At 66.2% G+C, this 22101-nt stretch carries 23 protein-coding genes; 11 read left to right on the top strand and 12 right to left on the bottom strand.

All coding sequences use genetic code 11. From position 1 onward, the window contains the following. Positions 1–176 precede the first annotated feature (176 nt). Positions 177–3119, top strand: a complete 2943-nt coding sequence (locus tag V9L21_RS05250; RefSeq protein WP_337309759.1) for a DNA topoisomerase III — start codon at positions 177–179, stop codon at positions 3117–3119. 27 nt (positions 3120–3146) lie between these two features. On the opposite strand, the gene V9L21_RS05245 is transcribed toward V9L21_RS05250, so the two are convergent. After that, positions 3147–4076, bottom strand: coding sequence for a LysR substrate-binding domain-containing protein (locus tag V9L21_RS05245; protein ID WP_337309757.1), 930 nt, complete (start codon positions 4074–4076; stop codon positions 3147–3149). 113 nt (positions 4077–4189) lie between these two features. Between V9L21_RS05245 and V9L21_RS05240 the strand changes: the two genes are divergently transcribed. The 3 genes from V9L21_RS05240 to V9L21_RS05230 all read left to right on the top strand — a co-directional run bounded on the left by V9L21_RS05240 (position 4190) and on the right by V9L21_RS05230 (position 6340). After that, complete coding sequence (locus tag V9L21_RS05240; RefSeq protein WP_337309755.1) at positions 4190–5152, top strand: tripartite tricarboxylate transporter substrate binding protein BugE; 963 nt, start codon at positions 4190–4192, stop codon at positions 5150–5152. A 13-nt stretch (positions 5153–5165) separates the two neighbouring features. After that, positions 5166–6044: an N-formylglutamate amidohydrolase gene (locus V9L21_RS05235; RefSeq protein ID WP_337309754.1), complete on the top strand. Its 879-nt coding sequence runs from the start codon at positions 5166–5168 to the stop codon at positions 6042–6044. Between the two features lie 113 nt (positions 6045–6157). Beyond that, complete coding sequence (locus tag V9L21_RS05230) at positions 6158–6340, top strand: hypothetical protein (protein ID WP_258503028.1); 183 nt, start codon at positions 6158–6160, stop codon at positions 6338–6340. A 29-nt stretch (positions 6341–6369) separates the two neighbouring features. Here the strand turns inward: V9L21_RS05230 and V9L21_RS05225 are convergent, their stop codons facing one another. Further along, a complete protein-coding gene (locus V9L21_RS05225; RefSeq protein ID WP_337309751.1) occupies positions 6370–7257 on the bottom strand; it encodes a gamma-glutamyl-gamma-aminobutyrate hydrolase family protein in 888 nt (295 codons plus the stop codon). 128 nt (positions 7258–7385) lie between these two features. On the opposite strand from V9L21_RS05225, the gene V9L21_RS05220 reads away from it, so the two are divergent. The 7 genes from V9L21_RS05220 (at position 7386) to V9L21_RS05190 (ending at position 12527) form a co-directional block, all read left to right on the top strand. After that, complete coding sequence (locus tag V9L21_RS05220) at positions 7386–8441, top strand: sugar phosphate isomerase/epimerase family protein (RefSeq protein WP_337309749.1); 1056 nt, start codon at positions 7386–7388, stop codon at positions 8439–8441. Between the two features lie 377 nt (positions 8442–8818). After that, a complete protein-coding gene (locus V9L21_RS05215; protein ID WP_337310082.1) occupies positions 8819–9085 on the top strand; it encodes a hypothetical protein in 267 nt (88 codons plus the stop codon). A 58-nt stretch (positions 9086–9143) separates the two neighbouring features. Continuing rightward, positions 9144–9416, top strand: a complete 273-nt coding sequence (gene infA / locus V9L21_RS05210) for a translation initiation factor IF-1 (protein ID WP_015867950.1) — start codon at positions 9144–9146, stop codon at positions 9414–9416. Positions 9417–9498: 82 nt separating this feature from the next. Continuing rightward, on the top strand, positions 9499–10941 hold the full coding sequence (gene dbpA, locus V9L21_RS05205; RefSeq protein ID WP_337309748.1) for an ATP-dependent RNA helicase DbpA: 1443 nt from the start codon (positions 9499–9501) through the stop codon (positions 10939–10941). A gap of 100 nt (positions 10942–11041) precedes the next feature. Then, positions 11042–11212: a hypothetical protein gene (locus tag V9L21_RS05200; protein ID WP_165442121.1), complete on the top strand. Its 171-nt coding sequence runs from the start codon at positions 11042–11044 to the stop codon at positions 11210–11212. A gap of 88 nt (positions 11213–11300) precedes the next feature. Then, positions 11301–11621, top strand: coding sequence for a hypothetical protein (locus V9L21_RS05195; RefSeq protein WP_126749625.1), 321 nt, complete (start codon positions 11301–11303; stop codon positions 11619–11621). Between the two features lie 18 nt (positions 11622–11639). Continuing rightward, a complete protein-coding gene (locus V9L21_RS05190; protein WP_337309745.1) occupies positions 11640–12527 on the top strand; it encodes an EamA family transporter in 888 nt (295 codons plus the stop codon). On the opposite strand, the gene V9L21_RS05185 is transcribed toward V9L21_RS05190, so the two are convergent. The 10 genes from V9L21_RS05185 to V9L21_RS05140 all read right to left on the bottom strand — a co-directional run bounded on the left by V9L21_RS05185 (position 12524) and on the right by V9L21_RS05140 (position 22007). Then, positions 12524–13456 carry a fatty acid desaturase family protein gene (locus V9L21_RS05185; RefSeq protein ID WP_337309743.1) on the bottom strand — a complete coding sequence of 311 codons (933 nt, stop codon included), beginning with the start codon at positions 13454–13456 and terminating at the stop codon, positions 12524–12526. The two genes, V9L21_RS05190 and V9L21_RS05185, sit on opposite strands and share 4 nt — an antisense overlap. A gap of 72 nt (positions 13457–13528) precedes the next feature. Continuing rightward, positions 13529–14197 (bottom strand): GntR family transcriptional regulator, encoded by a 669-nt coding sequence (locus tag V9L21_RS05180; RefSeq protein ID WP_337309741.1) that lies wholly within the window; start codon positions 14195–14197, stop codon positions 13529–13531. A gap of 29 nt (positions 14198–14226) precedes the next feature. Continuing rightward, positions 14227–15522 (bottom strand): FAD/NAD(P)-binding oxidoreductase, encoded by a 1296-nt coding sequence (locus V9L21_RS05175; protein WP_337309739.1) that lies wholly within the window; start codon positions 15520–15522, stop codon positions 14227–14229. Continuing rightward, positions 15519–15767 (bottom strand): (2Fe-2S)-binding protein, encoded by a 249-nt coding sequence (locus V9L21_RS05170; RefSeq protein WP_337309737.1) that lies wholly within the window; start codon positions 15765–15767, stop codon positions 15519–15521. Before V9L21_RS05170 ends, V9L21_RS05175 begins: the two co-directional genes overlap by 4 nt. Next, entirely contained in the window at positions 15764–16873 is a 1110-nt protein-coding gene (locus V9L21_RS05165) for an NAD(P)/FAD-dependent oxidoreductase (RefSeq protein ID WP_337309735.1), read from the bottom strand. Before V9L21_RS05165 ends, V9L21_RS05170 begins: the two co-directional genes overlap by 4 nt. 113 nt (positions 16874–16986) lie before the next feature. Further along, positions 16987–17922 (bottom strand): 4-hydroxyproline epimerase, encoded by a 936-nt coding sequence (locus V9L21_RS05160; protein WP_337309733.1) that lies wholly within the window; start codon positions 17920–17922, stop codon positions 16987–16989. 13 nt (positions 17923–17935) lie between these two features. Beyond that, positions 17936–19078 (bottom strand): branched-chain amino acid ABC transporter substrate-binding protein, encoded by a 1143-nt coding sequence (locus V9L21_RS05155; protein ID WP_337309731.1) that lies wholly within the window; start codon positions 19076–19078, stop codon positions 17936–17938. A gap of 38 nt (positions 19079–19116) precedes the next feature. Beyond that, positions 19117–20031: a dihydrodipicolinate synthase family protein gene (locus tag V9L21_RS05150; protein ID WP_337309729.1), complete on the bottom strand. Its 915-nt coding sequence runs from the start codon at positions 20029–20031 to the stop codon at positions 19117–19119. Positions 20032–20166: 135 nt separating this feature from the next. After that, on the bottom strand, positions 20167–21510 hold the full coding sequence (locus V9L21_RS05145; RefSeq protein ID WP_337309727.1) for a type II toxin-antitoxin system HipA family toxin: 1344 nt from the start codon (positions 21508–21510) through the stop codon (positions 20167–20169). After that, positions 21510–22007 (bottom strand): helix-turn-helix domain-containing protein, encoded by a 498-nt coding sequence (locus V9L21_RS05140; protein WP_337309725.1) that lies wholly within the window; start codon positions 22005–22007, stop codon positions 21510–21512. Before V9L21_RS05140 ends, V9L21_RS05145 begins: the two co-directional genes overlap by 1 nt. Positions 22008–22101 lie beyond the last annotated feature (94 nt).

Genomic DNA, 22101 nt, shown 5'->3' with positions numbered 1-22101 from the left:
GTCTGTTAGGTTGAATATGCACACATGCGCGTGTGCGCGTGCGCACACGCGGGAAGCCGCAGATTGTATGTGGCCCCCACGCTCTCGCACGGCGTGTCGTCGCTGCCCCCCGAAGGGGACCGCAGGCCGCCTTGAGGCGGCTCGGCGCCGGCCAGGGAACTCTTTTAGGAATGTTGATGAAGACTTTGGTAATTGCAGAAAAGCCGTCGGTGGCACAGGACATCGTCCGCGCCCTCACGCCGGTGGCCGGCAAGTTCGACAAACATGACGAGCATTTCGAGAACGAAAGCTATGTCGTGACCAGCGCTGTCGGCCACCTGGTCGAAATCCAGGCGCCCGAGGAGTTCGACGTCAAGCGGGGCAAGTGGAGCTTCGCGAACCTGCCGGTGATTCCGCCCCACTTCGACCTGAAGCCGGTCGACAAGACAAAGACGCGCCTGAACGCCGTGGTCAAGCAGGCCAAGCGCAAGGACGTGACGCAACTCATCAATGCCTGCGACGCGGGCCGCGAGGGTGAGCTGATCTTTCGCCTGATCGAGCAATACGCGGGCGGCAAGACCGGCCTGAACAAGCCGGTGAAGCGCCTGTGGCTGCAGTCGATGACGCCGCAGGCCATTCGCGACGGCTTCGACGCGCTGCGCACCGAAAAGCAGATGCAGGGCTTGGCCGACGCCGCGCGCTCGCGCTCCGAGGCCGACTGGCTGGTGGGCATCAACGGCACGCGCGCCATGACGGCCTTCAATTCGCGCGACGGCGGCTTCTTCCTGACGACCGTGGGCCGCGTGCAGACGCCCACGCTCTCGGTGGTGGTCGAGCGCGAGGAAAAGATCCGCAAGTTCGTGAGCCGCGACTATTGGGAAATCCACGGCGTGTTCCAGGCCGAGGCCGGCCAGTACCCCGGCAAGTGGTTCGACGCCAACTTCAAGAAGCCGCCGCCGGGCCCCGACGGCGTGGCCGACGCGGAAATCCGCGCCGACCGCGTATGGAGCGAGCGCGAAGCGAGCGAAATTGCCGATGCGGCGCGCGGCAAGCCCGCCACGGTGACGGAAGAAAGCAAGCCCACCACCCAGGCTTCGCCGATGCTGTTCGACCTGACCTCGCTGCAGCGCGAGGCCAACGGCCGCTTCGGCTTCTCGGCCAAGACCACGCTGGCGCTGGCGCAGAGCCTGTACGAGCGCCACAAGGCGCTGACCTATCCGCGTACCGATTCGCGCGCGCTGCCCGAGGACTACCTGCCGGTGGTCAAGGACACGATGAAGATGCTCGCCGACAGCGGCATGAAGCACCTGGCGCCCTTCGCCAAGCAGGCGGTCGACGGCAGCTACGTGAAGCCGAACAAGCGCATCTTCGACAACGCCAAGGTGTCGGATCACTTCGCCATCATTCCGACGCTGCAGGCGCCGAGCGGCCTCTCCGACGCCGAGCAGAAGCTCTACGACTTCGTGGTGCGCCGCTTCATGTCGGTGTTCTTCCCGAGCGCCGAATTCCAGGTGACCACGCGCATCAGCACGGTGGAAGCCGGCGGCAAGAAGTATCCGTTCCGCAGCGACGGCAAGGTGCTGGTGAAGCCGGGCTGGCTCGCCATCTGGGGCAAGGAAGCCATCAACGACGATGACGAGAAGGACGGCAAGAACCTGGTGGTGGTGAAGCCCGGCGAAACGGTGAAAACCGAATCGGCCGACCTGAAGGCGCTGAAGACCCGGCCACCGGCGCGCTATTCGGAAGCCACGCTGCTGGGCGCCATGGAAGGCGCCGGCAAGACCATCGACGACGACGAACTGCGCGAGGCCATGCAGGAAAAGGGCCTCGGCACGCCAGCCACGCGCGCCGCCACCATCGAAGGCCTGATCACCGAAAAGTACATGCTGCGCGAAGGCCGCGAACTGATCCCGACGGCCAAGGCCTTCCAGCTCATGACGCTGTTGCGCGGCCTGGGTGTGGAAGAACTCTCCAAGGCCGAGCTCACGGGCGAGTGGGAATACAAGCTCGCGCAGATGGAAAAAGGCGCGCTGAGCCGCGACGCCTTCATGCGCGAAATTGCCGAAATGACGCAGCACATCGTCAAGAAGGCCAAGGAGTACGACCGCGACACCGTGCCGGGCGACTACACGACGCTTTCGACGCCATGCCCCAATTGCGGCGGGGTGGTGAAGGAGAACTACCGCCGCTACAGCTGCACCGGCAAGGCGGGGCAGGAGCCCTGCGGCTTCTCGTTCGGCAAGTCGCCGGCGGGGCGCACCTTCGAAGTGGTCGAGGCCGAAGCGCTCTTGCGCGACAAGCACATCGGCCCGCTGGAAGGCTTTCGCTCCAAGGCCGGTTGGCCTTTCACTTCCGAGATCGTCCTGAAGTTCGACGAGGAAGCGAAAAACTGGAAGCTGGAGTTCGACTTCGGCGACGACAAGAACGGCGACACCGGCGAAATCGTCGATTTCAGCGAGCAGGACACCGTGGGCCCGTGCCCGGTCTGCGGCGCGCCGGTGTTCGAGCACGGCAGCAACTACGTCTGCGAGAAGTCGGTGCCCACCAACGCGCAGCCGACGCCGACCTGCACCTTCAAGACCGGCAAGATCATCCTGCAGCAGCCGGTGGAGCGCGCGCAGATGGAAAAGCTGCTTGCCACCGGCAAGACCGACCTGCTCGACAAGTTCGTGAGCATGCGCACGCGCCGCGCCTTCAAGGCCTTCCTGACCTGGAACGCCGAAGAAGGCAAGGTGACCTTCGAGTTCGCGCCGCGCGAAGGCGGCAGCAAGTTCCCGCCGCGCAAGACCTTCGGCAAGGCAGCGCCGGCGGGCAAGACCGCCGCGGCCAAGAAGGTGGCGGCGAAGAAGACCCCCGCCGCCAAAAAGGCGCCGGCCGCGAAAAAGGCCGCTGCGCCGCGCAAACCCGGCGCGGGCCTGAAGCCGAGCGACTCGCTGGCCGCGGTGATCGGCGCCGAACCGGTGGCGCGCACCGAGGTCATCAAGAAGCTGTGGGACTACATCAAGGCCAACGGCCTGCAGGACGCGACCAACAAGCGCGCGATCAATGCCGACGCCAAGCTCAAGCCAGTGTTCGGCAAGGACCAGGTGACGATGTTCGAACTCGCGGGCATCGTGGGCAAGCACCTGTCGGCGCTATGACGGCACGCTGAAGGCTGGGAGCGCCCGTCAGGAAAGGGCGGGCGTTTCCGGTGTCGGCGCGTTGCGATCGACCTCCGCCAGCAGCCAGCGGCGGAAGTGATCGAGCGTGGCCAGCTGGCCGCGGCCCTCGGGGTAGCAGAACCAGTAGCCCTCGTTGCCGCGGTAGCCGCCGCCCGGCAGCGGCTCGTCCACCAGCCCCGAAGCGATTTCGTCCTGCACCAGGCAGCGCGGAACCAGCGCCACGCCCATGCCCACCATCACGGCGCGGATCATGGTCTGGAACTGGTCGAACTGAGGGCCGGCCAACGGATCGAGCCCGCGCACGCCGTGCGTTTCGCTCCATTGCAGCCACGATTGCGGCACCGTCACGTGGCGCAGCAAGGTGCAGCGCGCCACGTCTTGCGGCGTGCGAATGGCGACTTCAGCCTGGCCGGCACGCGGCGCGATGAGCGCCACGTCCTGCCCCGCCAGATAGTGCGAACGAGCCCCGGGCCAGTGGCCGTCGCCGAAGAGGATGGCGCAGTCGAGCTCGGGCCGCTCAAAGTCGTAGCCATGTGTGTAGGGCACGAAATGCAGGGTGATCTGCGGATGGTGCCGCTGGAAGTCGGGCAGGCGCGGAATGAGCCACTTGGCGCCGAAGGTGGGCAGCGTGGACAGATGAAGCGCGCCGCCGCCGTCGCCGCTGGTAATGAGCTCCAGCGTGGCCGCCTCCAACTGCGCGAGCATGGCGCGTACCGACTTCTCGTAGCGCTCGCCCGCGGGCGTGAGCGCCAGCCGCTTGCGGCTGCGCTCGAACAGCGGCACGCCGATCCAGCGCTCCAGCTCCTGCACCTGCTTGCTGACCGCGCCCTGCGTCAGGTGCAGCGCCTCCGCGGCGCGCGACACGCCGCCGAAGCGCACCACGGTCGAGAAAGCGCGCAGCAGGTTCAGGGGCGGATTGAGGCGGCGGAGCGACATGGCTGGACGCCCATTAAAACATTCCAGATCAGAATGTTAGCTGGTCTATCCTTTGCTTCAGGTAACGCAGCAACTTTTGCTTCATTACTCCCTGTCTCATTGGAATAGATCCCATGCAACGTCGTCATCTTCTTTCCGCCCTGGCCGCTGTTTCTGTCGCTCCAGGAATATCTTTTGCCCAAGGCAAGCCGATCCGCATGATCGTGCCCTTCCCGCCCGGCGGCGCCACCGACATCACAGCGCGCGTGCTCTCGGAGCCGCTGGCCAAGATCCTGCAGCAGCCCGTGGTCATCGACAACCGCGCCGGGGCCGGCGGCTCCATCGGCATGGCCGAGGTGGCGCGCTCGGCACCGGACGGCCTTGCCTTCGGCGTGGCCACGCTCTCTACCCACGGCGTGAACCCGGCCGTGTACCAGAAGCTGCCCTACGACCCGATCAAGGGCTTCGTCGCGGTGACCGAACTGGTGAAGGCGCCGGGCGTGGTCGTCATCAATCCGCGGGTGCTGCCGGTAAACAGCTTCGCGGAACTCGTGAAGTACCTGAAGGCGAACCCGGGCAAGGTGTCTTACGCATCGCCGGGCAACGGCACCATCGGCCACATGTGGGGCGAGCTCTTCAAGAGCAGCACCGGAACCTCGATGGTGCATATCCCCTATCGCGGTGCGGGCCCGGCCATCAACGACGTGCTCGCGGGCGAAGTGCCGGTGTACTTCGACCAGGTGGCCTCTTCGCTGCCGCACGTGAAGGCGGGCAAGCTGAAGGCGCTGGCGGTGTCCTGGAGCAGCCGGCTCGACGTGCTGCCCGAGGTGCCGACGTATCGCGAACTCGGGTACCCGGCCAACAACGATCCCTCGTGGTTCGGGCTGGTGGCGCCCGCCGGCACGCCCGCCGACATTGCGCTGCGCATGCAGCAGGCCGTGGCCACCGCGCTGAAGGACGCCTCGGTGCGCGAGCGGCTGGCGCTGCAGGGGCTCTATGCGTCGGGCACCACGCCGGCGGAGTTCGCGAAGCAGATCGACAGCGAGATCGAGAAGATGAAGAAGGTCGCGGCCTTTGCCCGCATCCGATTGGACTGACCCCCGGCCGCCTATGCATCCTGTCCTGAAACTGATCCAAACCCGCGCCCAGGTGACCAGCGTTGCCGGGCAAACGCCGCTGGTGCTCGATTCGCCACACAGCGGCACCGTGTACCCCGACGACTTCCGGCCCGTGTGCGACCTGGCCACGCTGCGCCGGGCCGAGGACACGCACGTCGAGAAGCTCTACGCCTTTGCGCCCGCCATGGGCGCGGCGTGGATCGAGGCGCACTTTCCGCGCAGCTACCTGGACGCCAACCGCGACACCACCGAGCTGGACACCACCCTGCTCGACGGCCCGTGGACCGAGCCGCTGTCGGACGACCCGCGCGTGCTTTCCAAAGTGCGGCTCGGCAAGGGATTGATCTGGAAGCTCACCGACGAAGGCCTGCCGATCTACGACCGGCTGCTGAGCGTGGACGAGGTGCGCGGGCGCATCGACAACTGCTGGCGGCCGTACCACGCCGCGGTGGCCCAAGCCATTGAAGATGCGCATGCGCGGCACGGCTACAGCATTCACATTAACTGCCATTCGATGCCGGCCATCGCGGGCAGCCATGCCACCGACTTTCCGGGGCTTGCGCATGCGGACTTCGTGATCGGCGACCGCGACGGCAGCACCGCCGACCCAGCGCTCTCGCACAAGATTTGCGAGCACCTTCGCGAGCGGGGCTACAGCGTGGACTACAACCACCCCTACAAGGGCGTGGAACTGGTTCGCCGGCATGGCCGGCCGGCGGAAAACCGGCACAGCATCCAGGTCGAGATCAATCGCAAGCTCTACATGGACGAGGCCACGCTGGCGCTCGACGAAGCGGGAGCGGCGCGGCTGCAGCAGCACCTGAAGTCGCTGGTCGAGATGCTGCTGGCCACCGATCCGCGCAAGGGCTGAACACCTCTGCGCGCGCGACACCCCGCGTGCATTCCGTGCGAGGTGCGTGTTGTTACAGCGACCTGACGAGCCCCGCGCCTATAGTGGGCCAAGTCAAACTTCCTGGAGATTCTGTGAAGCCATTCATTGCAGCTGTTCTTGCCATTGCGATGGGCGTCCTGGTAGCGGGCTGCGCCGGCACGGGGTCGGCCGGCAGCAGTGACCGCGCCGCGTCGTCGTCAGGCAGCGGCGTCACGGTGTTCGGCACCATCGACGCCGGCGTCAGCGGCAGCACGAACCGTTCCGAACGGCGCTAGCCGGCCTCTCCTCTTCGGTCGGCGCTCGGTCAGCGCCGCAGCAGCGCCTGACGCAGCACCCGCGCCGCGCGGTCGCGGATCCGGCCATGCCCTGCATCCGGCACGGTACGCGGCGCCACCTTCGCGGTGGCGCATGCCCACAGAAAGTCGTGCAGGATCGGCGTGTCGTCCACCGTCTCGGTGCTGCCGTATTTATGGAATTCGGGGTGCCACTGCGTGGCGGCGATGTAGCTGCGGCCCCTGTCGGAGCTACGGCGGATGGCCTCGGGCACGCGGTCGGGCAGGCTCCAGGCCTCGATCTCGAAACCCGGCGCAAGGTCTTTCACGCCCTGGTGGTGAATGCTGTTGACCCTGGCGGTCTTCACCTCGGGGTAGAGCTTGGCCAGGCGCGTGCCCTCCACGATCTCGATCTGGTGGAAGTTCTGGTCGTAGGTCACCGGGTCGCGGTGCCGGATGGTTTCGGGGTGCTCGTGCTGCGCCTCGATGTCCTGGTAGAGCGTGCCGCCAAAGGCCACGTTGATCAGCTGCAGCCCGCGGCACACGCCGAAGATCGGCTTGCCGGCCTGCTCGAAGGCTTCGACCAGCGCCAGGTCGTACAGGTCGCGAATGCGGTCGCCCACCCACGCGTCCTTGAGCGGCACCTCGCCATAGCTGCCCGGCCACACGTCGGCGCCGCCGTGCATCACCACGCCGTCGAGCCATTCGGCGTAGTGCGAGAGCTTGGTGTCGCCGCGCGCCGTTTCGCCCGTGGGGCAAGGCACCATCACCACCATGGCGCCGGCCGACATGAGCCAGTGCGCGATCGACTGCTCGACGTACTGCAGCGTCTTGTTGGTGAACAGCGAGCGCGCCGGGTCCGCGTGGGAAAAGCAGGCGGACAGGCCGATCTTCAGCCGGGCGGAAACGGGTTGTGGCATCGCGATGCTGGCAGCGGGTGCAGTGCGAAAAGGAAAGTCCATTTTGGCGCTTTGGCCTCTCGCACGGGGTCGGACGACACGCCAAGTATGCTTTCAACGCTGCCACGACCAAGAAGGAAGACAAAGCCATGAAGACGATCAAGGGCCCGGCCATTTTTCTGGCCCAGTTCGCGGGAGACGAAGCCCCGTTCAACTCGCTCGACGCCATTGCCGGCTGGGCCGCCGGCCTGGGCTACAAGGGCGTGCAGATCCCCAGCTGGGACGCGCGCCTGTTCGATCTGAAAAAAGCCGCCGAGAGCAAGACCTACTGCGACGAGGTCAAGGGCACGCTCGCCGCGCACGGCATCGAGATCACCGAACTCTCGACCCACCTGCAAGGCCAGCTGGTCGCGGTGCATCCCGCCTACGACGCAGGCTTCGACGGCTTTGCGGCGCCCGAGGTGCGCGGCGACCCGGTGCGGCGCCAGCAATGGGCGGTGGAGCAGTTGCACTTCGCGGCCAAGGCCTCGGCCAACCTGGGCCTCACGGCGCACGCCACCTTCTCGGGTGCGCTGGCCTGGCCGTATCTCTATTCGTGGCCGCCGCGTCCGCCGGGACTCATCGAGGAAGCCTTCGACGAACTCGCGCGCCGCTGGCGGCCGATCCTTGACGCTTTCGACACGGCGGGTGTGGACGTGGGGTACGAAATCCATCCCGGCGAAGACCTGCACGACGGCGTGAGCTACGAGATGTTTTTGGAGCGCGTGAACAACCATCCGCGCGCGTGCCTGCTGTACGACCCGAGCCACTTCATGCTGCAGCAACTCGACTACCTGGCCTACATCGACCACTATCACGAGCGCATCAAGATCTTCCACGTGAAGGACGCCGAGTTCAACCCGACCGGCAAGCAGGGCGTGTACGGCGGCTTCCAGAGTTGGATCAACCGCGCCGGCCGCTTCCGCTCGCTGGGCGACGGGCAGGTCGACTTCGGCGCCATCTTCTCGAAGATGGCGCAGTACGACTTTCCGGGCTGGGCGGTGCTCGAATGGGAGTGCTGCATCAAGCATCCGGAAGACGGCGCGCGCGAGGGTGCGGCCTTCATTGCCGACCACATCATCCGCGTGGCCGAGCGCGCGTTCGACGACTTTGCGGCCGGCGGCATCGACGTAGCGGCGAACAAGCGGATGCTCGGCATCGGTTGATGCTACATTTTTGATAGCATTCGATGCGTAAACGGCGGGCGCAGGCAGCTATTTCATGCAATCGTTGTTTTTAAGACAAGCAACTGTCATGCCCCGCGGGCTATAATGTCGGGTTCGTTTCGATACCACGACGAAGCACTTTTCGTCACTCCGCCGGCTGACCTGCACCGTCCCTTGGATTTTTCAGGCCTTTTTCTTTCAAGCCGGCTTCACAGTGTGTTGGAGCGCCAGACCGGGCGCCCATGATTGCCACCACTGCCTTCGTTCTTGTTGAAGCGAATAGCGCGTCCGCCGCGCCGTTCTGGCCGGCCCACGCCCGTTTTCAATCAATTTTTCGGCATTTTGCGCACACTTTTCGCGCAGGGTGCCAAGGCTTCATGGACATCATTCAACACAGTATCGCGGTGGGCAAGTACCTTGTTTCTCCGCTCATTCGCCACCAGGACGACGGCAAGTACGCCGCTTCCGTCTCGATCCGCTCCGGCCGGGGCAGCGGCATGCACGACCGCGTGATGCGTTTCACGCCGCGCTTTGCCAGCCACGCCGCCGCGGTGCGCTACGCCGTCGACGAGGGTCTTTGCTGGGTGCGCGAAAGCAGCAGCCCCCGCAGCGCTGCCCCGCTCGCGCTTTCGTGCGCAGGCTGAAACAATTACGCCCATCTTCATATCCAACACACATCGAACGAGTCAGAGGTAATCACACATGCCCAAGGAAGAACTGATCGAAATGAACGGCGCAGTGACCGAAGTCCTGCCCGACTCGCGCTACCGCGTAACGCTCGACAACGGCCATCAGCTGATCGCCTACAGCGGCGGCAAGATGCGCAAGCACCACATCCGCATCCTGGCGGGTGACAAGGTGTCGCTCGAGCTCTCGCCTTACGACCTGACCAAGGGCCGTATCACCTTCCGCCACCTGGAGCGCCGCGGCCCGCCGCCGACGAACTCCGGCAACAACAACGCACCTCGCCGCTGATCCGCGACGGACGAAGGGCCTTGCAGCACCCCGCGAAGGGTGCCGGCAAGGCCTTTGTTTTTCCGGGTCCGGCTGCCGAACGATGACCACGACCAATTCCACAGCCGGCGGCTCCCCAGCCCAGGCCCAGGCCGACCACGGCTTTGCCACGCTGGCGCTCTCGCCCCAGATGCTGGCCAACCTCACGCAGCTCGGCTACACGCAGATGACGGCCATCCAGGCCGCCGCGCTGCCGCCGGCGCTGCTCGGCAAGGACCTGATCGCCCAGGCAAAAACCGGCAGCGGCAAGACCGCCGCCTTTGCCCTGGCGCTGCTTTCCAACCTGAACCCGCGCCGCTTCGCCATCCAGGCGATGGTGCTGTGCCCCACGCGCGAACTGGCCGACCAGGTCACGACCGAAATCCGGCGCCTGGCGCGCGCTGAAGAAAACATCAAAGTGGTCACGCTTTGTGGCGGCGTTGCGCTGCGCGGGCAAATTGCCAGCCTGGAGCACGGCGCGCACATCGTGGTCGGCACGCCGGGCCGCATCATGGACCACCTGGAGCGCGAGAACCTGAACCTCGAGGCGCTCAACACCCTGGTGCTCGACGAAGCCGACCGCATGCTCGACATGGGCTTTTTCGACGACATCGTGAAGGTCGCGCGCCAGTGCCCGAAGGAGCGCCAGACGCTGCTGTTCTCGGCCACCTACCCTGAAGGCATCGCCAAGCTCGCGCAGCAGTTCATGAAGAGCCCCGAGCAGATCACGGTGCAGGCGCAGCATGAAGGCAGCAAGATCCGCCAGCGCTGGTACCAGGTGAAGGAAAGCGAGCGGCTGCACGCCGTGAGCCTGCTGCTCGACCATTTCCGCCCCGTGAGCACGCTCGCCTTCTGCAACACCAAGCAGCAGTGCCGCGATTTGGTCGAGGTGCTGCAGGCCCAGGGCTTCAGCGCGCTGGCGCTGTTCGGCGAACTGGAACAGCGCGAGCGCGACCAGGTGCTGGTGCAGTTTGCCAACCGCAGCTGCTCGGTGCTGGTGGCCACCGACGTGGCCGCGCGCGGGCTGGACATTGCTCAGCTCGAAGCGGTGATCAACGTCGACGTGACGCCCGATTCCGAAATTCACATCCACCGCGTCGGCCGCACCGGCCGCGTGGGCCAGCAGGGCGGCGCCGAGGGCCTTGCGCTCAACCTGGCCAGCATGGACGAGATGGGCAGCGTCGGCAAGATCGAGCAGCTGCAGGGCCGCGAATCCGAATGGCACGACCTGGCCGAGCTCACGCCCGGCAAGGGCGAGCAGATGCGCCCGCCCATGGCCACGCTGCAGATCGTGGGCGGCCGAAAAGAAAAGATCCGCGCCGGCGACGTGCTGGGCGCGCTCACCGGCGACTGCGGCTACACCAAGGAGCAGGTCGGCAAGATCAACGTCAACGAGTTCTCGACCTACGTGGCCGTGGAGCGCGGCATTGCGGCCGAAGCGGCGCGCAAGCTCTCGAGCGGCCGCGTCAAGGGCAAGAGCGTGAAAGTGCGCCTGCTGGAACTCTGAAAGAAACCCTGTCATGCCCGTTGCTTCGGCTTCTGGCAGGCAAAATCCCCGCTGTGGCCTAATTGAGCCTCGAACATCACTTTTTTTACCCGAGCTTTTCATGCCCAAGAAAATTCGTACCGAAGCCGACCGCGTTGCCACCCCGAAGCCGACGCCCCTGCCCGGCTACGCCGTGCCCAGGTCCGGTGGCGGCCAGAAGGTCAGCCTGGAACGCGGCACCGCCACGCGCAGCAAGAAGAACCCCGGCAAGCGCGCCAAGAAGGGCGGCTGATCCAGCAGCCCCCGCCGGCTCGCAAGGGCCACGACGAACGCGCCCCCGGGCGCGTTTTGTCATTGGGGCAGCCACAGGTGCACGCGCGATGTCCGACGACAACCAGATTTTCATTCCGCCCTCGTTCTTCGCGGTGTACAGCGACGCGCGCCAGCGCCTGCTGGAGCCCATCGGCGTGGTGCGCGAGCGCTACGAGATCTGCGAAGACCTGGCCAACCATCTCGTGGGCCACGCGCAAATCCAGCACCACACCGAGGTGCCGGTCGAAAGCGAGATCCTGCGGCGCATCCACGCCGGGCTGGCCACGCCCGAATCCGGCGTGTCGCCCGCCGAGGCGGGATGGATCGTGCAGCGGCTGGCCGAACTGCTGGGCTGGCCCGGGCCGGAGCCTGAACAGGCGGGCAGCTAGCGCACCGCATCGAACCGAATGACCAGCCGAACCACCGACGTCCTCCTCACCGCGACCGCGCCCGCGATCTGGGGCAGCACCTACATCGTCACCACCGAACTCCTGCCTGCCAACTACCCGTTGACGGTGGCGCTGCTGCGCGCGCTGCCGGCGGGGCTGCTGCTGCTCCTGATCGTCCGTCGGCTGCCCGAGCGCGCCTGGTGGAGCCGCATCTTCGTGCTGGGGGCGCTGAACTTCTCGATCCTCTGGGCGATGCTGTTCGTCGCGGCGTATCGCCTGCCAGGCGGGGTGGCGGCAACGATCACGTCGGTACAGCCGCTCTTCGTGGTGTTTCTTGCGAGCTTCTTCCTCGGGTCGGCCGTGCGCGCACTTTCAGTGGCGGCGGCGGTCGTCGGCATCGGCGGGGTGGCGCTGCTGGTGCTCACGCCGAATGCCGCACTGGATGCGCTCGGCATCGCCGCGGCCTTTGCCGCCGCGGTGTCGATGGCCTTCGGCACGGTGCTGAGCCGCCGCTGGCAGCCGCCGGTTTCGGCACTGACCTTCACCGCTTGGCAACTGACCGCGGGCGGGCTGCTCCTGCTGCCGGTGGCGCTGTGGCTGGAGCCACCGCTGCCGGCGCTCAGCGCGGCAAACTGGATCGGCTTTGCCTGGCTCGGCCTGGTGGGTGCCGCGCTGACCTACATCGTCTGGTTCCGCGGCGTGGCCCGGCTGGAATCGTCGGCGGTCGCGCCGCTGACTTTCCTGAGCCCCGTCACCGCCGTGATCCTGGGCTGGGCGCTGCTCGGGCAGAGCCTGTCTGTACCGCAGATCGTGGGCATCGTCGTCGTGATCGCGAGCATCTGGCTCAGCCAGCATGCGCAGCGCGGTGCACCGCCGGCGTCGCTGGCACGGCCCGCAACGCGCTAGGCCGGCTGGGCCGAGGCCGCGCGCTTCAACAGGCTCAGGTAGCCGGGCTGCACTTCCATGCGCGCAGTTGCGCCGCGTCGCTGCAGCAGCCGGTGCGCCTTCGGCAGGCTCCAGCAGGGCAGGCTGGTGAACATGTGGTGTTCGCAGTGGTAGTTGACCCAATAGGGCGCCACCAGCGCGCGTTCGAGCCAGCCGGCACGCGTGGTGCGCGCCTGGCGCAGTGGGTCGGCCTCGTTCTGCGCCACCAGCGCATGCTCGGCGATGTTGCGCACACGGCTCACGAGCGGCAGCCAGGTGGCCATGGGCAGCAGCCACATCAGCAGCCAGGCCCACCAGAAGCCCGCCAATGCAAACACGAGAAAGCCGAGGCCGTTGCCGGCCAGAAAGCGCCGGTCCTTAGCGAGTTCACGCCCGAAGACCTTGAGCGCCGATTCACCCGGCGCACGATTCCGGATGCCTTCGGCGACATGGCCGAAGCGCTGCTTATAGAAGGTCTGGCCGCTCAGGTCGCGCACGACCTTGCGCCACATCGAGGCACGCGTGATGGGAAAGGGCGCCGACAGCACGAGGTCCGGGTCTTCGGTCTGCTGCACGAAGCGGTGGTGCTGCAGGTGATACGGCCGGTAGTCGCGCAGCGTGGACGAGCACAGCCAGTAAGCCACCCAGTCGTTGACCTTGCGGTTGCGGTGCAATCCCGCGTGCGCGGCGTCGTGCATGAGGATGAAGAGCCCCAGTTGCCGCGCGCCGACGATCGGCACCATGAGCGGCACAGTCCAGGGCCACACGATGCCCACAAGCATTGCGGCGCCGATGACGCCCCAGCAGTGCGCAACCAGCCACAGGCCCTTCCATGACGAACGGCTGGTGAGCGACTGCCACTCTTCGGCGGTGAAGAAATCTTCGGGTTGGGCGCGGGGTGCGACAGCCATCGGGCCAGTATGCGCCGGAGGCCCCGGCAGATCACGCGTAGTTCCCCGGTGTTGGCCGCGAGGCCCTTCGGCCTACTTGTCGATGATTTTTCGGGCGAAAACCTCGAGGTAGTCCATGAGCCGGTTGGCGCCCGCCACGGCCGCGGCCTCGTCGCCGGTCGCAATGCCTTGTGCCAGTTCGAGGTGCGCATTGGCGCCTTCGACGATCTCGCCTTCATGCTGGTAGGCGTACCAGAAGCGCCGGCACTGCACGATGAGCGGAATCACCGCCTTCACCGCCGAATCGTTGTGGCTCGCCTGGTGATTGACGAGGTCGAGCGCGCGGTCGGCCTGCATGTAGTCGTTCAAATCGCCGCGCTGGGCGGCCTCGACCATCACCTCGGCGCAGCGCACGATCTCCTTGCGCTGCAACGCCGTGGCGCGGCGCGCCGAACACGCCGCAATCAGCAGTTCGAGCACCCGCCGGGTCTGGATCACGTCGAGGTGGTCAGCCAGGTCGATGGTCGACACCAGCAGGCCGCGGCGCGGCTGCTGCACGATGAGGCCGATCGACACCATGCGCATCAGCGCTTCTCGCACCGGGGTGCGGCCGAGGCCCGTGCGCTCGGCCAGGTCGGCTTCGACCACCTGGCTGCCGGGCTCCAGCTGCATGGTGGAAAGCAGCGTCTCGATCGCGTCGTAGGCGAGGTCGGCGGCCCGTCGCTTGGGCTGGGGGCGGGAGACGGTCTTCGGAGGGGCCATGGTTTTTTTCTTCTGAAGCTGCTTCGGTTTCATTGTCGGTCCACATCGTTGCCGCGGGCCGCGAGGCCTGCCAGGGTCGCAATGCGCGCCGGCGAGAGCGGCGGCCGTGGCGAAGGCGGCGTCCAGCCGAAGAGGAACTGCGCCGCATCGCCGCACACGCGGCCCTGGCAGGCCCCCATGCCGCATCGGCGATGCAGCTTGGCGTCGGTCCAGCCGCTGCAGCCGGCCAGGGCGGAAAGCGGCACGTCTTCGCAGCGGCACACCAGGGTGTCGGGCTGCGGCATCTGGCGGATGCCGGGGGCCAGCGCAAAGCTTCGATGCAACTGTGCGGCAAAGGCATTCCAGCGGGCACGTTCGTGCTCATGCCGCGTTGCGGCGCGTTCATTGCCGACTGCTGCGTAGCCGGCGATGGTGCCCTGCGCAAGCGCGCGTTCGCTGCCGCCGAAGCCGGTGCATTCGCCGGCCGCGTAAACACCGGGCAGGCTGGTGCGCTGCAAGGCATCGACCGCCAGCGCCGGCGCACCCGTTTCTGCAGGCGCAAGGGCGCAGCCGAGCATCTGGCCGAGTTGCGTGTTCGGTGTGAGGCCAAAGCCGCACGCCACGCGATCGCATTCGATCTGCACCTCGCGCCCGCCTTGGCGGAGCAGGACCGATTCGACCCGGCCACGGCCCTGAACGGAGACGATGCGCGACGAGGTGCGGTATTGCGCATCGCCCAGCGCCAAGGCTTGAACAGCCTTGCCCGGCCAGCGCAGAAGGTTGACGGCAAAACCGGCCACCGCCGCAAGCGAGGCCTGCTCGGCGATGCGCACGACCTTTGCGCCCGCGGCGCGCGCGGTAGCCGCGGCTGCGAGCAGCAAAGGCCCGCTGCCCGTAACGACGATGCGCTCGCCTTCGACAGGCAAGCCCGCCTTGATGAGCGCCTGCAAGCCGCCCGCGCCAGTGACGCCGGGCAGTGTCCAGCCCGGAAAAGGCAGCAGCAGCTCGCGCGCGCCGGTGCAGAGAATCAGCTTCTTCCACTGCATGCGCCAACCGCGCACGGCATCTTCGAGCAGCAGTTCGCCGTGCGCGGGCGCAGCAATCACGCGCGTGCCGCTGCACACGCGGATGTTGGCGTGGCGCTCCAGTGCCTCGCGCCACCTGCGCGCGGCGGGCGGCAGGGCGGCGCCGGGACCGTCGCGCCAGATCTGGCCGCCGGGCGCGGGGTTGTCGTCTATCACCACGATGGATGCGCCGCTGGGCGCCGCCGCCACCGCGGCGGCCATGCCCGCGGGGCCCGCGCCGACGATCAACAGATCGCAATGCTCCAGCGCCATTGTGGTCATGCCGTGGTCTCCACCTGCATGCCTTCGGCGCAGAACGTCTGGCAGGCCAGCATGCCGCGTCCGTCGACCCGCACACGGCATTCCTGGCACACGCCCATGCCGCAGAACGGGGCGCGCGGCTGACCCGAGACGGAGGTGCGCGCCACGCCCATGCCGTCGGCGATGCGCAATGCCGCGGCCACCGAGGTTCCCGCCTTTACGCGGACCAGGCGGCCATCGATGTGCAGCGATGTCTCGCCGCTCATGCGCATTTCTCCACGGCAAGGCCGCGCGGTGCATAGGGCGCCGCATCGAATTGAGGCGCAGTGCCGTTCATCAGTGCCGCGAGCAGATGTGCGCTGCCCGGTGCGGTCGTCACGCCCAGGCCTTCGTGGCCGACCGCGAGCCAGAGCTTCTCGCGCCACGGATGCTTGCCCAGCAGGGGCAGCCCGTCGGGCGTAGCGGCGCGCATGCCGGTCCAGGAGCGCACGGCGGTGAGATCCGCAAGGCCGGGCAGGTACTCGAGCGTTCGTTGCAGCATGCGCGCGAGCATCGGCGCCTCGACGGCTGGATCGGTGGTGTCGAACTGGCGCGAGGAACCGATCAGCAGTTGCCCCGTAGGCCGCGGCTGCACGTTGAAGGCGACCGAATCGCCATCGCTGTGGTGCGCGCTGGTCACGTACCCGAGCTCGACGAGCTGGTGATGCACGGTGCCCGGATAGCGGTCGGTAATCAGCAGGTGGCCCTTCTTGGGGCGGATCGGCAGTTCGGGACACAGCGTGGTCGCCTCGATGCCGTTGGCGAGCACGATCTGCAGCGCGGTGCGGCGGCTGCCGTCAACCAGCCGCAGCGTGCCATCGACTTCAATCTCACCGACCTTCGCATGTTCGACGCGAACCGAATCCCCGGCCTGCGCGAGCAGCCAGCGCGCTGCATTGGGCGCATACAGAATGCCGTCGCCAGGCACTTCCAGCGCGCCTGCAAGGCCGTTGCGAAGCGCTGGCTCGGCGCGCGCCAGTGCTGCTCCATCGAGCAGACGACTCTCGATGCCGTGCATCCGCAGTCGCTGCTGCTTGTGTTCGGCCTCGGCCATCTCTTCTTCGTTCGCGGCAATCCACAGGGTGCCGCAGGCGCTGTATGCACAGTCTTCGCTCATGCGCGGCGCCAGGGCGCGCCATTGCGCCGTCGAATGGCTGCTCAGTGCAAGTTCGGCCGGGTTGTCGTCCATCACCACCAGGTGCCCCATGCCGGCGCCGGTGGCACCGCCGCTGCGCGCGTCGAGCACCAGCACGCGGCGGCCGGTTTGTGCCAGCGCATGCGCGCAAGCGGCACCGACGATGCCGGCACCTATGACGATGACATCGGCGTGCACGGCCTATTGCACTTCGCGGAACACCGCGGAACCGGCTTTGCCGGGCCGCTGGTGTTGCCCCCGGTAGGGGGTTGGCGTAGCGACACGAAGTGCGTGAAGACTGGGGGCGAGCTTCATATCCGGATGCCCCACCCGAAAGGATCGTTGTCGTCGATCAGCAGCGTGGCTTCGGCGCTGATGTGCGCCCGACCGCGCAGGGTTGGAATGACCTTGCCGTCTTCCACCGTGTAGCTGGCTTCGAAGCGGCTGCCGATCACGCTGGCCTGCGTCCACACCTCGCCCGGCGCGAGCTTGCCGTCGGCTGCAAGGCAGGCGATCTTGGCGCTGGTGCCAGTGCCGCATGGCGAGCGGTCGTAGGCGTTGCCGGGGCAGAGCACAAAGTTGCGGCTGTCCGCGCCGCTGTCGTCATCGGCAAAGAGTTCGATGTGATCGATCTCCGCGCCTTCCGCGCCCGTGATGCCCTGCGCCGAAAGCGCCTTGCGAAGTGCCTCGGTGTAGCCGGTCAGCGCCGCAAGGTTGTCGCTGGCCACGCGCTGGCCGTGATCGCTCACCAGGAAGAACCAGTTGCCGCCCCAAGCCACATCGCCGCACACGGTGCCATGGCCCGGCAGCTTGACGGCCACCTGGTGAAGATGCCGGTAGGCGGGCACGTTGCGCACGCTCACCGAACCATCGGCATGCAGCGTGGTCGTGACGGTGCCCACGGGCGTCTCGATGCGATGCTCGCCCACGCCGATGCGCCCCATGTGCGCGAGGCTTGCCACCAAGCCGATGGTGCCGTGGCCGCACATGCCGAGGTAGCCGGCGTTGTTGAAGAAGATCACGCCGGCCGCTGCGTCCCTGGACACGGGCTCGCACAGCAGCGCGCCCACCACCACGTCGCTGCCGCGCGGCTCTAGCACCGTGGCGGCGCGCCACTTGTCGTGCTGCTCGGCCAGCAGCGCGCGGCGCTCGGCCATGCTGCCGGCGCCCAGGTCGGGGAACCCGCCAACAACCAGGCGCGTGGGCTCGCCGCCCGTGTGCGAATCGACGATCTGGATGCGCTGCATGTCTTTCTTCGGCTCAGTAGCTGGCCAGGGGAACGGGCGCTGCGTTCTTGAAGGTGTACACCGTGATCGGCGCTTGCTTCATGTTGCCCTGCTCGTCGTATGCGTAGGTTGCGGCCACGCCCTTGTAGGTGGTCTTGTAAAGCTCGGCGCCCACCTTGTCGGGGTCGATGGAGTTGGCCTTCTGCATCGATTCGCCGATGAACATCACCTGGTCGTAGTACGAAGCCGCATACGCGTCTGCATCGACGTTGAAGCGCTTCTTGAACTTGGCCTTGAAGGCCGGGCCGCTCTGCGCCTTTTCGAGAATGGAGCCGCCCTGTGCGCAGAACACCAGGTCGTTGACCGCGTCGCCGCCGAGCTTGCCGGTGGCCGGGCTGCACACCGTGTCGCCGCCCAGCAGCTTGCCGGGCACGGCAAGCTGCTTCATCTGGCGCGCCATGGGGGCGGCCTGCGGCGCGTAGCCGCCGAAGAAGATTGCTTCGGGCGCCTTGGACTTCATGTTGGTGAGGATGGCGGTGAAGTCCACGGCCTTGTCGGTGGTGAACTCCTGGCCGACGATGGTGAGGCCCTGCTTCTTCGCCTCCTTGGTGAACTCTTCCGCAAGGCCCTGGCCGAAGGCGGTGCGGTCGTCGATCACGCCCACCTTGGTGACCTTGAGCACCTTGGCCGCGTACACGGCCATGCTGGAGCCGATCTGGTTGTCGCTCGCGATGATGCGGTACAGGTTCTTGTAGCCGCCCTGCGTGACCTTCGGGTTGGTGCCCACGGTCGAGACCATGGTGCCACCGCTGGCGTAGATGCGCGAAGCCGGAATGGCCACGCCCGAGCAGTACGGGCCCATGACGTACTTGACGCCGTCGTCCACGAACTTCTGCGCAACGCTCACGCCGGTCTTGGCGTCGCACTGGTCGTCTTCGGACACCAGCTCGAACTTCAGCGTCTTGCCGCCGGCGGTGATCTTCTTCGCGTTGAGTTCCTCGATGGCAAGGCGCACGCCGTTTTCGTTGTCCTTGCCCGCGAATGCATTGGGACCGGAGAGAGGACCGCTGTGGCCGATCTTGACGACCTGCTCTTGCGCACCGGCGTGGCCTGCGAGGGCGAGGGCGGCCAGGCCCACGAGGCCGATGAACGGAACCATGCCTACTTTTGTCTTCATGCTTCTTCCTAGGTTGGGAACAACGAAAAGAGCGGTTATTACATAACCGACTGGTACTGCACAGGCCGCGTTGCCAGCGCCTTCTTCACGATTGCCTCGACAGCCGCGCGCTCCTCGCCGATGAGCGGCAGCCGCGGGCGGCGCATGTGCTCACTGCCCACGCCCACCAGTGCGTCGATCAGCTTCAGGTTCTGTACCAGCTTGGTCGACACGTCCAGGTGCAGCATTGGCGTCATCCACTGGTAGAGCTTCAGCGCTTCGGCAAACTTGCCGGCCTTCATCAGGTCGTACAGCGCCACCGTCTCGCGCGGAAAAGCGCAGCCGACGCCGGCCAGCAGGCCGTCGCAGCCCAGCGCCAGCCCTTCGTATGCCAGGTCGTCCACACCCAAAAACAGCTGGTAGCGGTCGCCCACTGTGTTGCGCAGGTCCGTGATGCGGCGGATGTTGTCCGTGCTCTCCTTGATGGCCGCGATCCATTCGCAGTCCGCCAGTTCGACCATGTGCTCGGGCTTCAGATCCACGCGGTAGGCCACCGGGTTGTTGTAGACCATGATGGGTTTTTGCGCCGCATTGGCGATGGTGCGCACGTTCAGCATTGCCTCGCGCGCATCGGCCACGTAGATCACCGAGGGCATCACCATGAAGCCCGCCACGCCCAACTTGTTGGCTCCGTCCACATAGCGCAGCGCTTCGCGCGTGCTGGTTTCGGACACATTCGCCAGCACCGGAATGCGGCCGTCCGCGGCTTCGAGCGCGATCTTGGCAACCTGCAGCTTTTCTTCGAGCGAGAGCGTGCTCGCTTCACCTAGCGAACCGCAGGTGACCAGGCCGTGGATGCCGTTGCGGATTTGAAAATCGATGTGCCGCGCGGTGCCCTCGGCATCGATGCTTTCGTCGGCGTGGAACTTGGTGGTAATGGCGGGAAAGATGCCTTGCCAGCGGGGATTGGTCACGGATGGTGCTCCTGAGGTGTGCGGTGGAAATCAGGCGCACTTTAAATATATTAACAATATATCGTCAAGACATTTCTGCTTTGCCGCGGCGGTGGGCACAAGGCCGGCTCGCCCAAGACCTGCGTGGTGGGGGTCTTATCCGACGCGCGGCGCGCCGGCGTTGCCGATGTCGGCAAGCCCTGAGCGAAAACGCTCGGCTTCGCTTCGCATGCCCTGCGAAATGGCTTCCCAGGTTCGTACGGGGAAGTCGGCTGGCAACAGGGCCTCTACTTCGCCCAGTGCCTCGTCCAACGACTCCACCATGTCCAGCATGGCGTTCCACACCTCAAGGCCGCCGTTCTTCATTGCCAGTTGGTGCCAATGACGCGTGTGGATGGTGTGGAAAACGTAGTGCTTGTTCTTGGAACGAACCGCCATCGCCAGGCCCGCCTTGCGCGGCTGGAACTGGTTGGGCCCGTTGCCGAAATAAGGCCACATCGAAATGATGTCGTAGAGCGGCGTCATGTCGTAGACGTCGCCTTGGTACAGGCGAACCGAAAAGTTCTTGGCGTGGCCGTCTGTCGCCGCCAGAAGAAAAAAGGCCAGCTGGGTCAGGAGGAACCGGGTGCGATCGTCGGCGCTCCGGCTTCCTTGCAGGAGCTGCAGGCAATTGGGCATGCCGGGGCCTTCGTCTTGCTCGTACTTCCTGGTCGACGGCAGACCCATGGCTTGGCAAAAGTCTTCTTGCGGCAGGCGCGCGATCCATGTGCCGCCCTCCATCCACTCGCGATCGAAGCGCTCCACCACCAGAACCGTCTGGCCCTCGAAGGTCGCAATGGATGTAGGCGCCACAGGCAGGCCAAGCGCCTCGACGATCTGCGCGCACAGCCATTCGTTCTGCACCGAGTCGGATGCGTCCACGCGCCGGGAGCCACCGATGAGCCCAAGCGGCAGCTTGATGATGTGCGTGGTGGGCGTGGCGCCGTGCGGGCGGCACCATGCACCGTTCCAGCGGGTCAGGGCGGTCTTCTCCTGGGCGCCGGCAAGAGAGATGCGAAACAGGTCTTCGTCACGCATGCTTTCCGGCGTGGCGTCGGACGGAACGGTGCGCAGCAGCTCGGCAATTTCGTTGTCGCCGAGAGGCTCGCAGTTCATGGCCCTCCAGCCCTCGGGCGCGGCTCCTTCGGGCAGCAGCTGCACGGCACCGACGCAGTCGCGCCCAATGGCTTCGAGCAGGTCGAAGGTGCCGATGTCCTTGAGCTTGAAGCGACGGCCCAGGCGCACCCGGACTGCGATGTTGTCCGGCAGCAGGTTGTCGAAGTAGTTCCTGACCACGTCGCCGCGGACTTCGAGCGTGCTGTTGATCGGGATCGACAGCGACAGCGATCGCTGCCGGGGCGACTCGAGCCACCGCGGGTGGTACCGGAAAGTATGGGAATCGCGATCGACAAGCCAGGTGCCGACCAGTTCACCGTTCATCCACGCATTCAGCGCCTGCATTACCAGGAGCCCGTCTTTGGCCGGATGACGAAGTTGCGGCGCGACGTGGGTTTGACGTCCTTGTCCGGGTTCAGGGCTTGGAGCTGCCGTAGCAATGTGCCCGGTGCAGCCGATTGGGGCGCCGGAGCGCCAGTCTCCCCGGGAGACAGCGTGACCAGCACGGAGCCATCACTCATCTGCCGGGTCGTCCACGGCCCCGCCGGAAGGTTCACGGCTGCGTTCTGGAGCGGCTCATATGTTGTCGAGGGCTCCTCCCTCGCGTACAGAACGCCGCCCGAAGGCGTGTCTTCCCGCAGGAAGAAGGTCGCGCCCAAGGTCGACAGGAGCTTTGCCAGCTGTTCGAGGCTGACAGCTCCGGGATTCGCTTCAATTTCCGCGATGCGTGCCTGGCTGACACCGACGAGCGCACCGGCTTGCGCCTGTGTCAGGCCACGCTTTTTCCGTAGCGCCTTCAGGTGAGGCCGCAGCTGGTCGACGAAGCGAAGGGGATAGTCCATCTTGCAAGCAAGTTATCGCCCCTGGCTTGTTTTGTCAATATACAAGATCTAGCTTATTTTTTCTCCATATAGGCCGTGGCTTGTATCACGTAAA

The sequence above is a fragment of the Variovorax sp. CCNWLW235 genome, from assembly GCF_037204085.1.
In the GTDB taxonomy this organism is placed as follows: domain Bacteria; phylum Pseudomonadota; class Gammaproteobacteria; order Burkholderiales; family Burkholderiaceae_C; genus Variovorax.
This window is presented reverse-complemented; position numbering and strand designations above follow the sequence as displayed.

Coding starts and splice junctions, on each gene's coding strand:
- V9L21_RS05250 (WP_337309759.1), top strand. CDS start 177: ATGAAGACTTTGGTAATTGCAGAAAAGCCGTCGGTGGCACAGGACATC.
- V9L21_RS05245 (WP_337309757.1), bottom strand. CDS start 4,076: ATGTCGCTCCGCCGCCTCAATCCGCCCCTGAACCTGCTGCGCGCTTTC.
- V9L21_RS05240 (WP_337309755.1), top strand. CDS start 4,190: ATGCAACGTCGTCATCTTCTTTCCGCCCTGGCCGCTGTTTCTGTCGCT.
- V9L21_RS05235 (WP_337309754.1), top strand. CDS start 5,166: ATGCATCCTGTCCTGAAACTGATCCAAACCCGCGCCCAGGTGACCAGC.
- V9L21_RS05225 (WP_337309751.1), bottom strand. CDS start 7,257: ATGCCACAACCCGTTTCCGCCCGGCTGAAGATCGGCCTGTCCGCCTGC.
- V9L21_RS05220 (WP_337309749.1), top strand. CDS start 7,386: ATGAAGACGATCAAGGGCCCGGCCATTTTTCTGGCCCAGTTCGCGGGA.
- V9L21_RS05215 (WP_337310082.1), top strand. CDS start 8,819: ATGGACATCATTCAACACAGTATCGCGGTGGGCAAGTACCTTGTTTCT.
- infA (WP_015867950.1), top strand. CDS start 9,144: ATGCCCAAGGAAGAACTGATCGAAATGAACGGCGCAGTGACCGAAGTC.
- dbpA (WP_337309748.1), top strand. CDS start 9,499: ATGACCACGACCAATTCCACAGCCGGCGGCTCCCCAGCCCAGGCCCAG.
- V9L21_RS05200 (WP_165442121.1), top strand. CDS start 11,042: ATGCCCAAGAAAATTCGTACCGAAGCCGACCGCGTTGCCACCCCGAAG.
- V9L21_RS05195 (WP_126749625.1), top strand. CDS start 11,301: ATGTCCGACGACAACCAGATTTTCATTCCGCCCTCGTTCTTCGCGGTG.
- V9L21_RS05190 (WP_337309745.1), top strand. CDS start 11,640: ATGACCAGCCGAACCACCGACGTCCTCCTCACCGCGACCGCGCCCGCG.
- V9L21_RS05185 (WP_337309743.1), bottom strand. CDS start 13,456: ATGGCTGTCGCACCCCGCGCCCAACCCGAAGATTTCTTCACCGCCGAA.
- V9L21_RS05180 (WP_337309741.1), bottom strand. CDS start 14,197: ATGGCCCCTCCGAAGACCGTCTCCCGCCCCCAGCCCAAGCGACGGGCC.
- V9L21_RS05175 (WP_337309739.1), bottom strand. CDS start 15,522: ATGACCACAATGGCGCTGGAGCATTGCGATCTGTTGATCGTCGGCGCG.
- V9L21_RS05170 (WP_337309737.1), bottom strand. CDS start 15,767: ATGAGCGGCGAGACATCGCTGCACATCGATGGCCGCCTGGTCCGCGTA.
- V9L21_RS05160 (WP_337309733.1), bottom strand. CDS start 17,922: ATGCAGCGCATCCAGATCGTCGATTCGCACACGGGCGGCGAGCCCACG.
- V9L21_RS05155 (WP_337309731.1), bottom strand. CDS start 19,078: ATGAAGACAAAAGTAGGCATGGTTCCGTTCATCGGCCTCGTGGGCCTG.
- V9L21_RS05145 (WP_337309727.1), bottom strand. CDS start 21,510: ATGCAGGCGCTGAATGCGTGGATGAACGGTGAACTGGTCGGCACCTGG.
- V9L21_RS05140 (WP_337309725.1), bottom strand. CDS start 22,007: ATGGACTATCCCCTTCGCTTCGTCGACCAGCTGCGGCCTCACCTGAAG.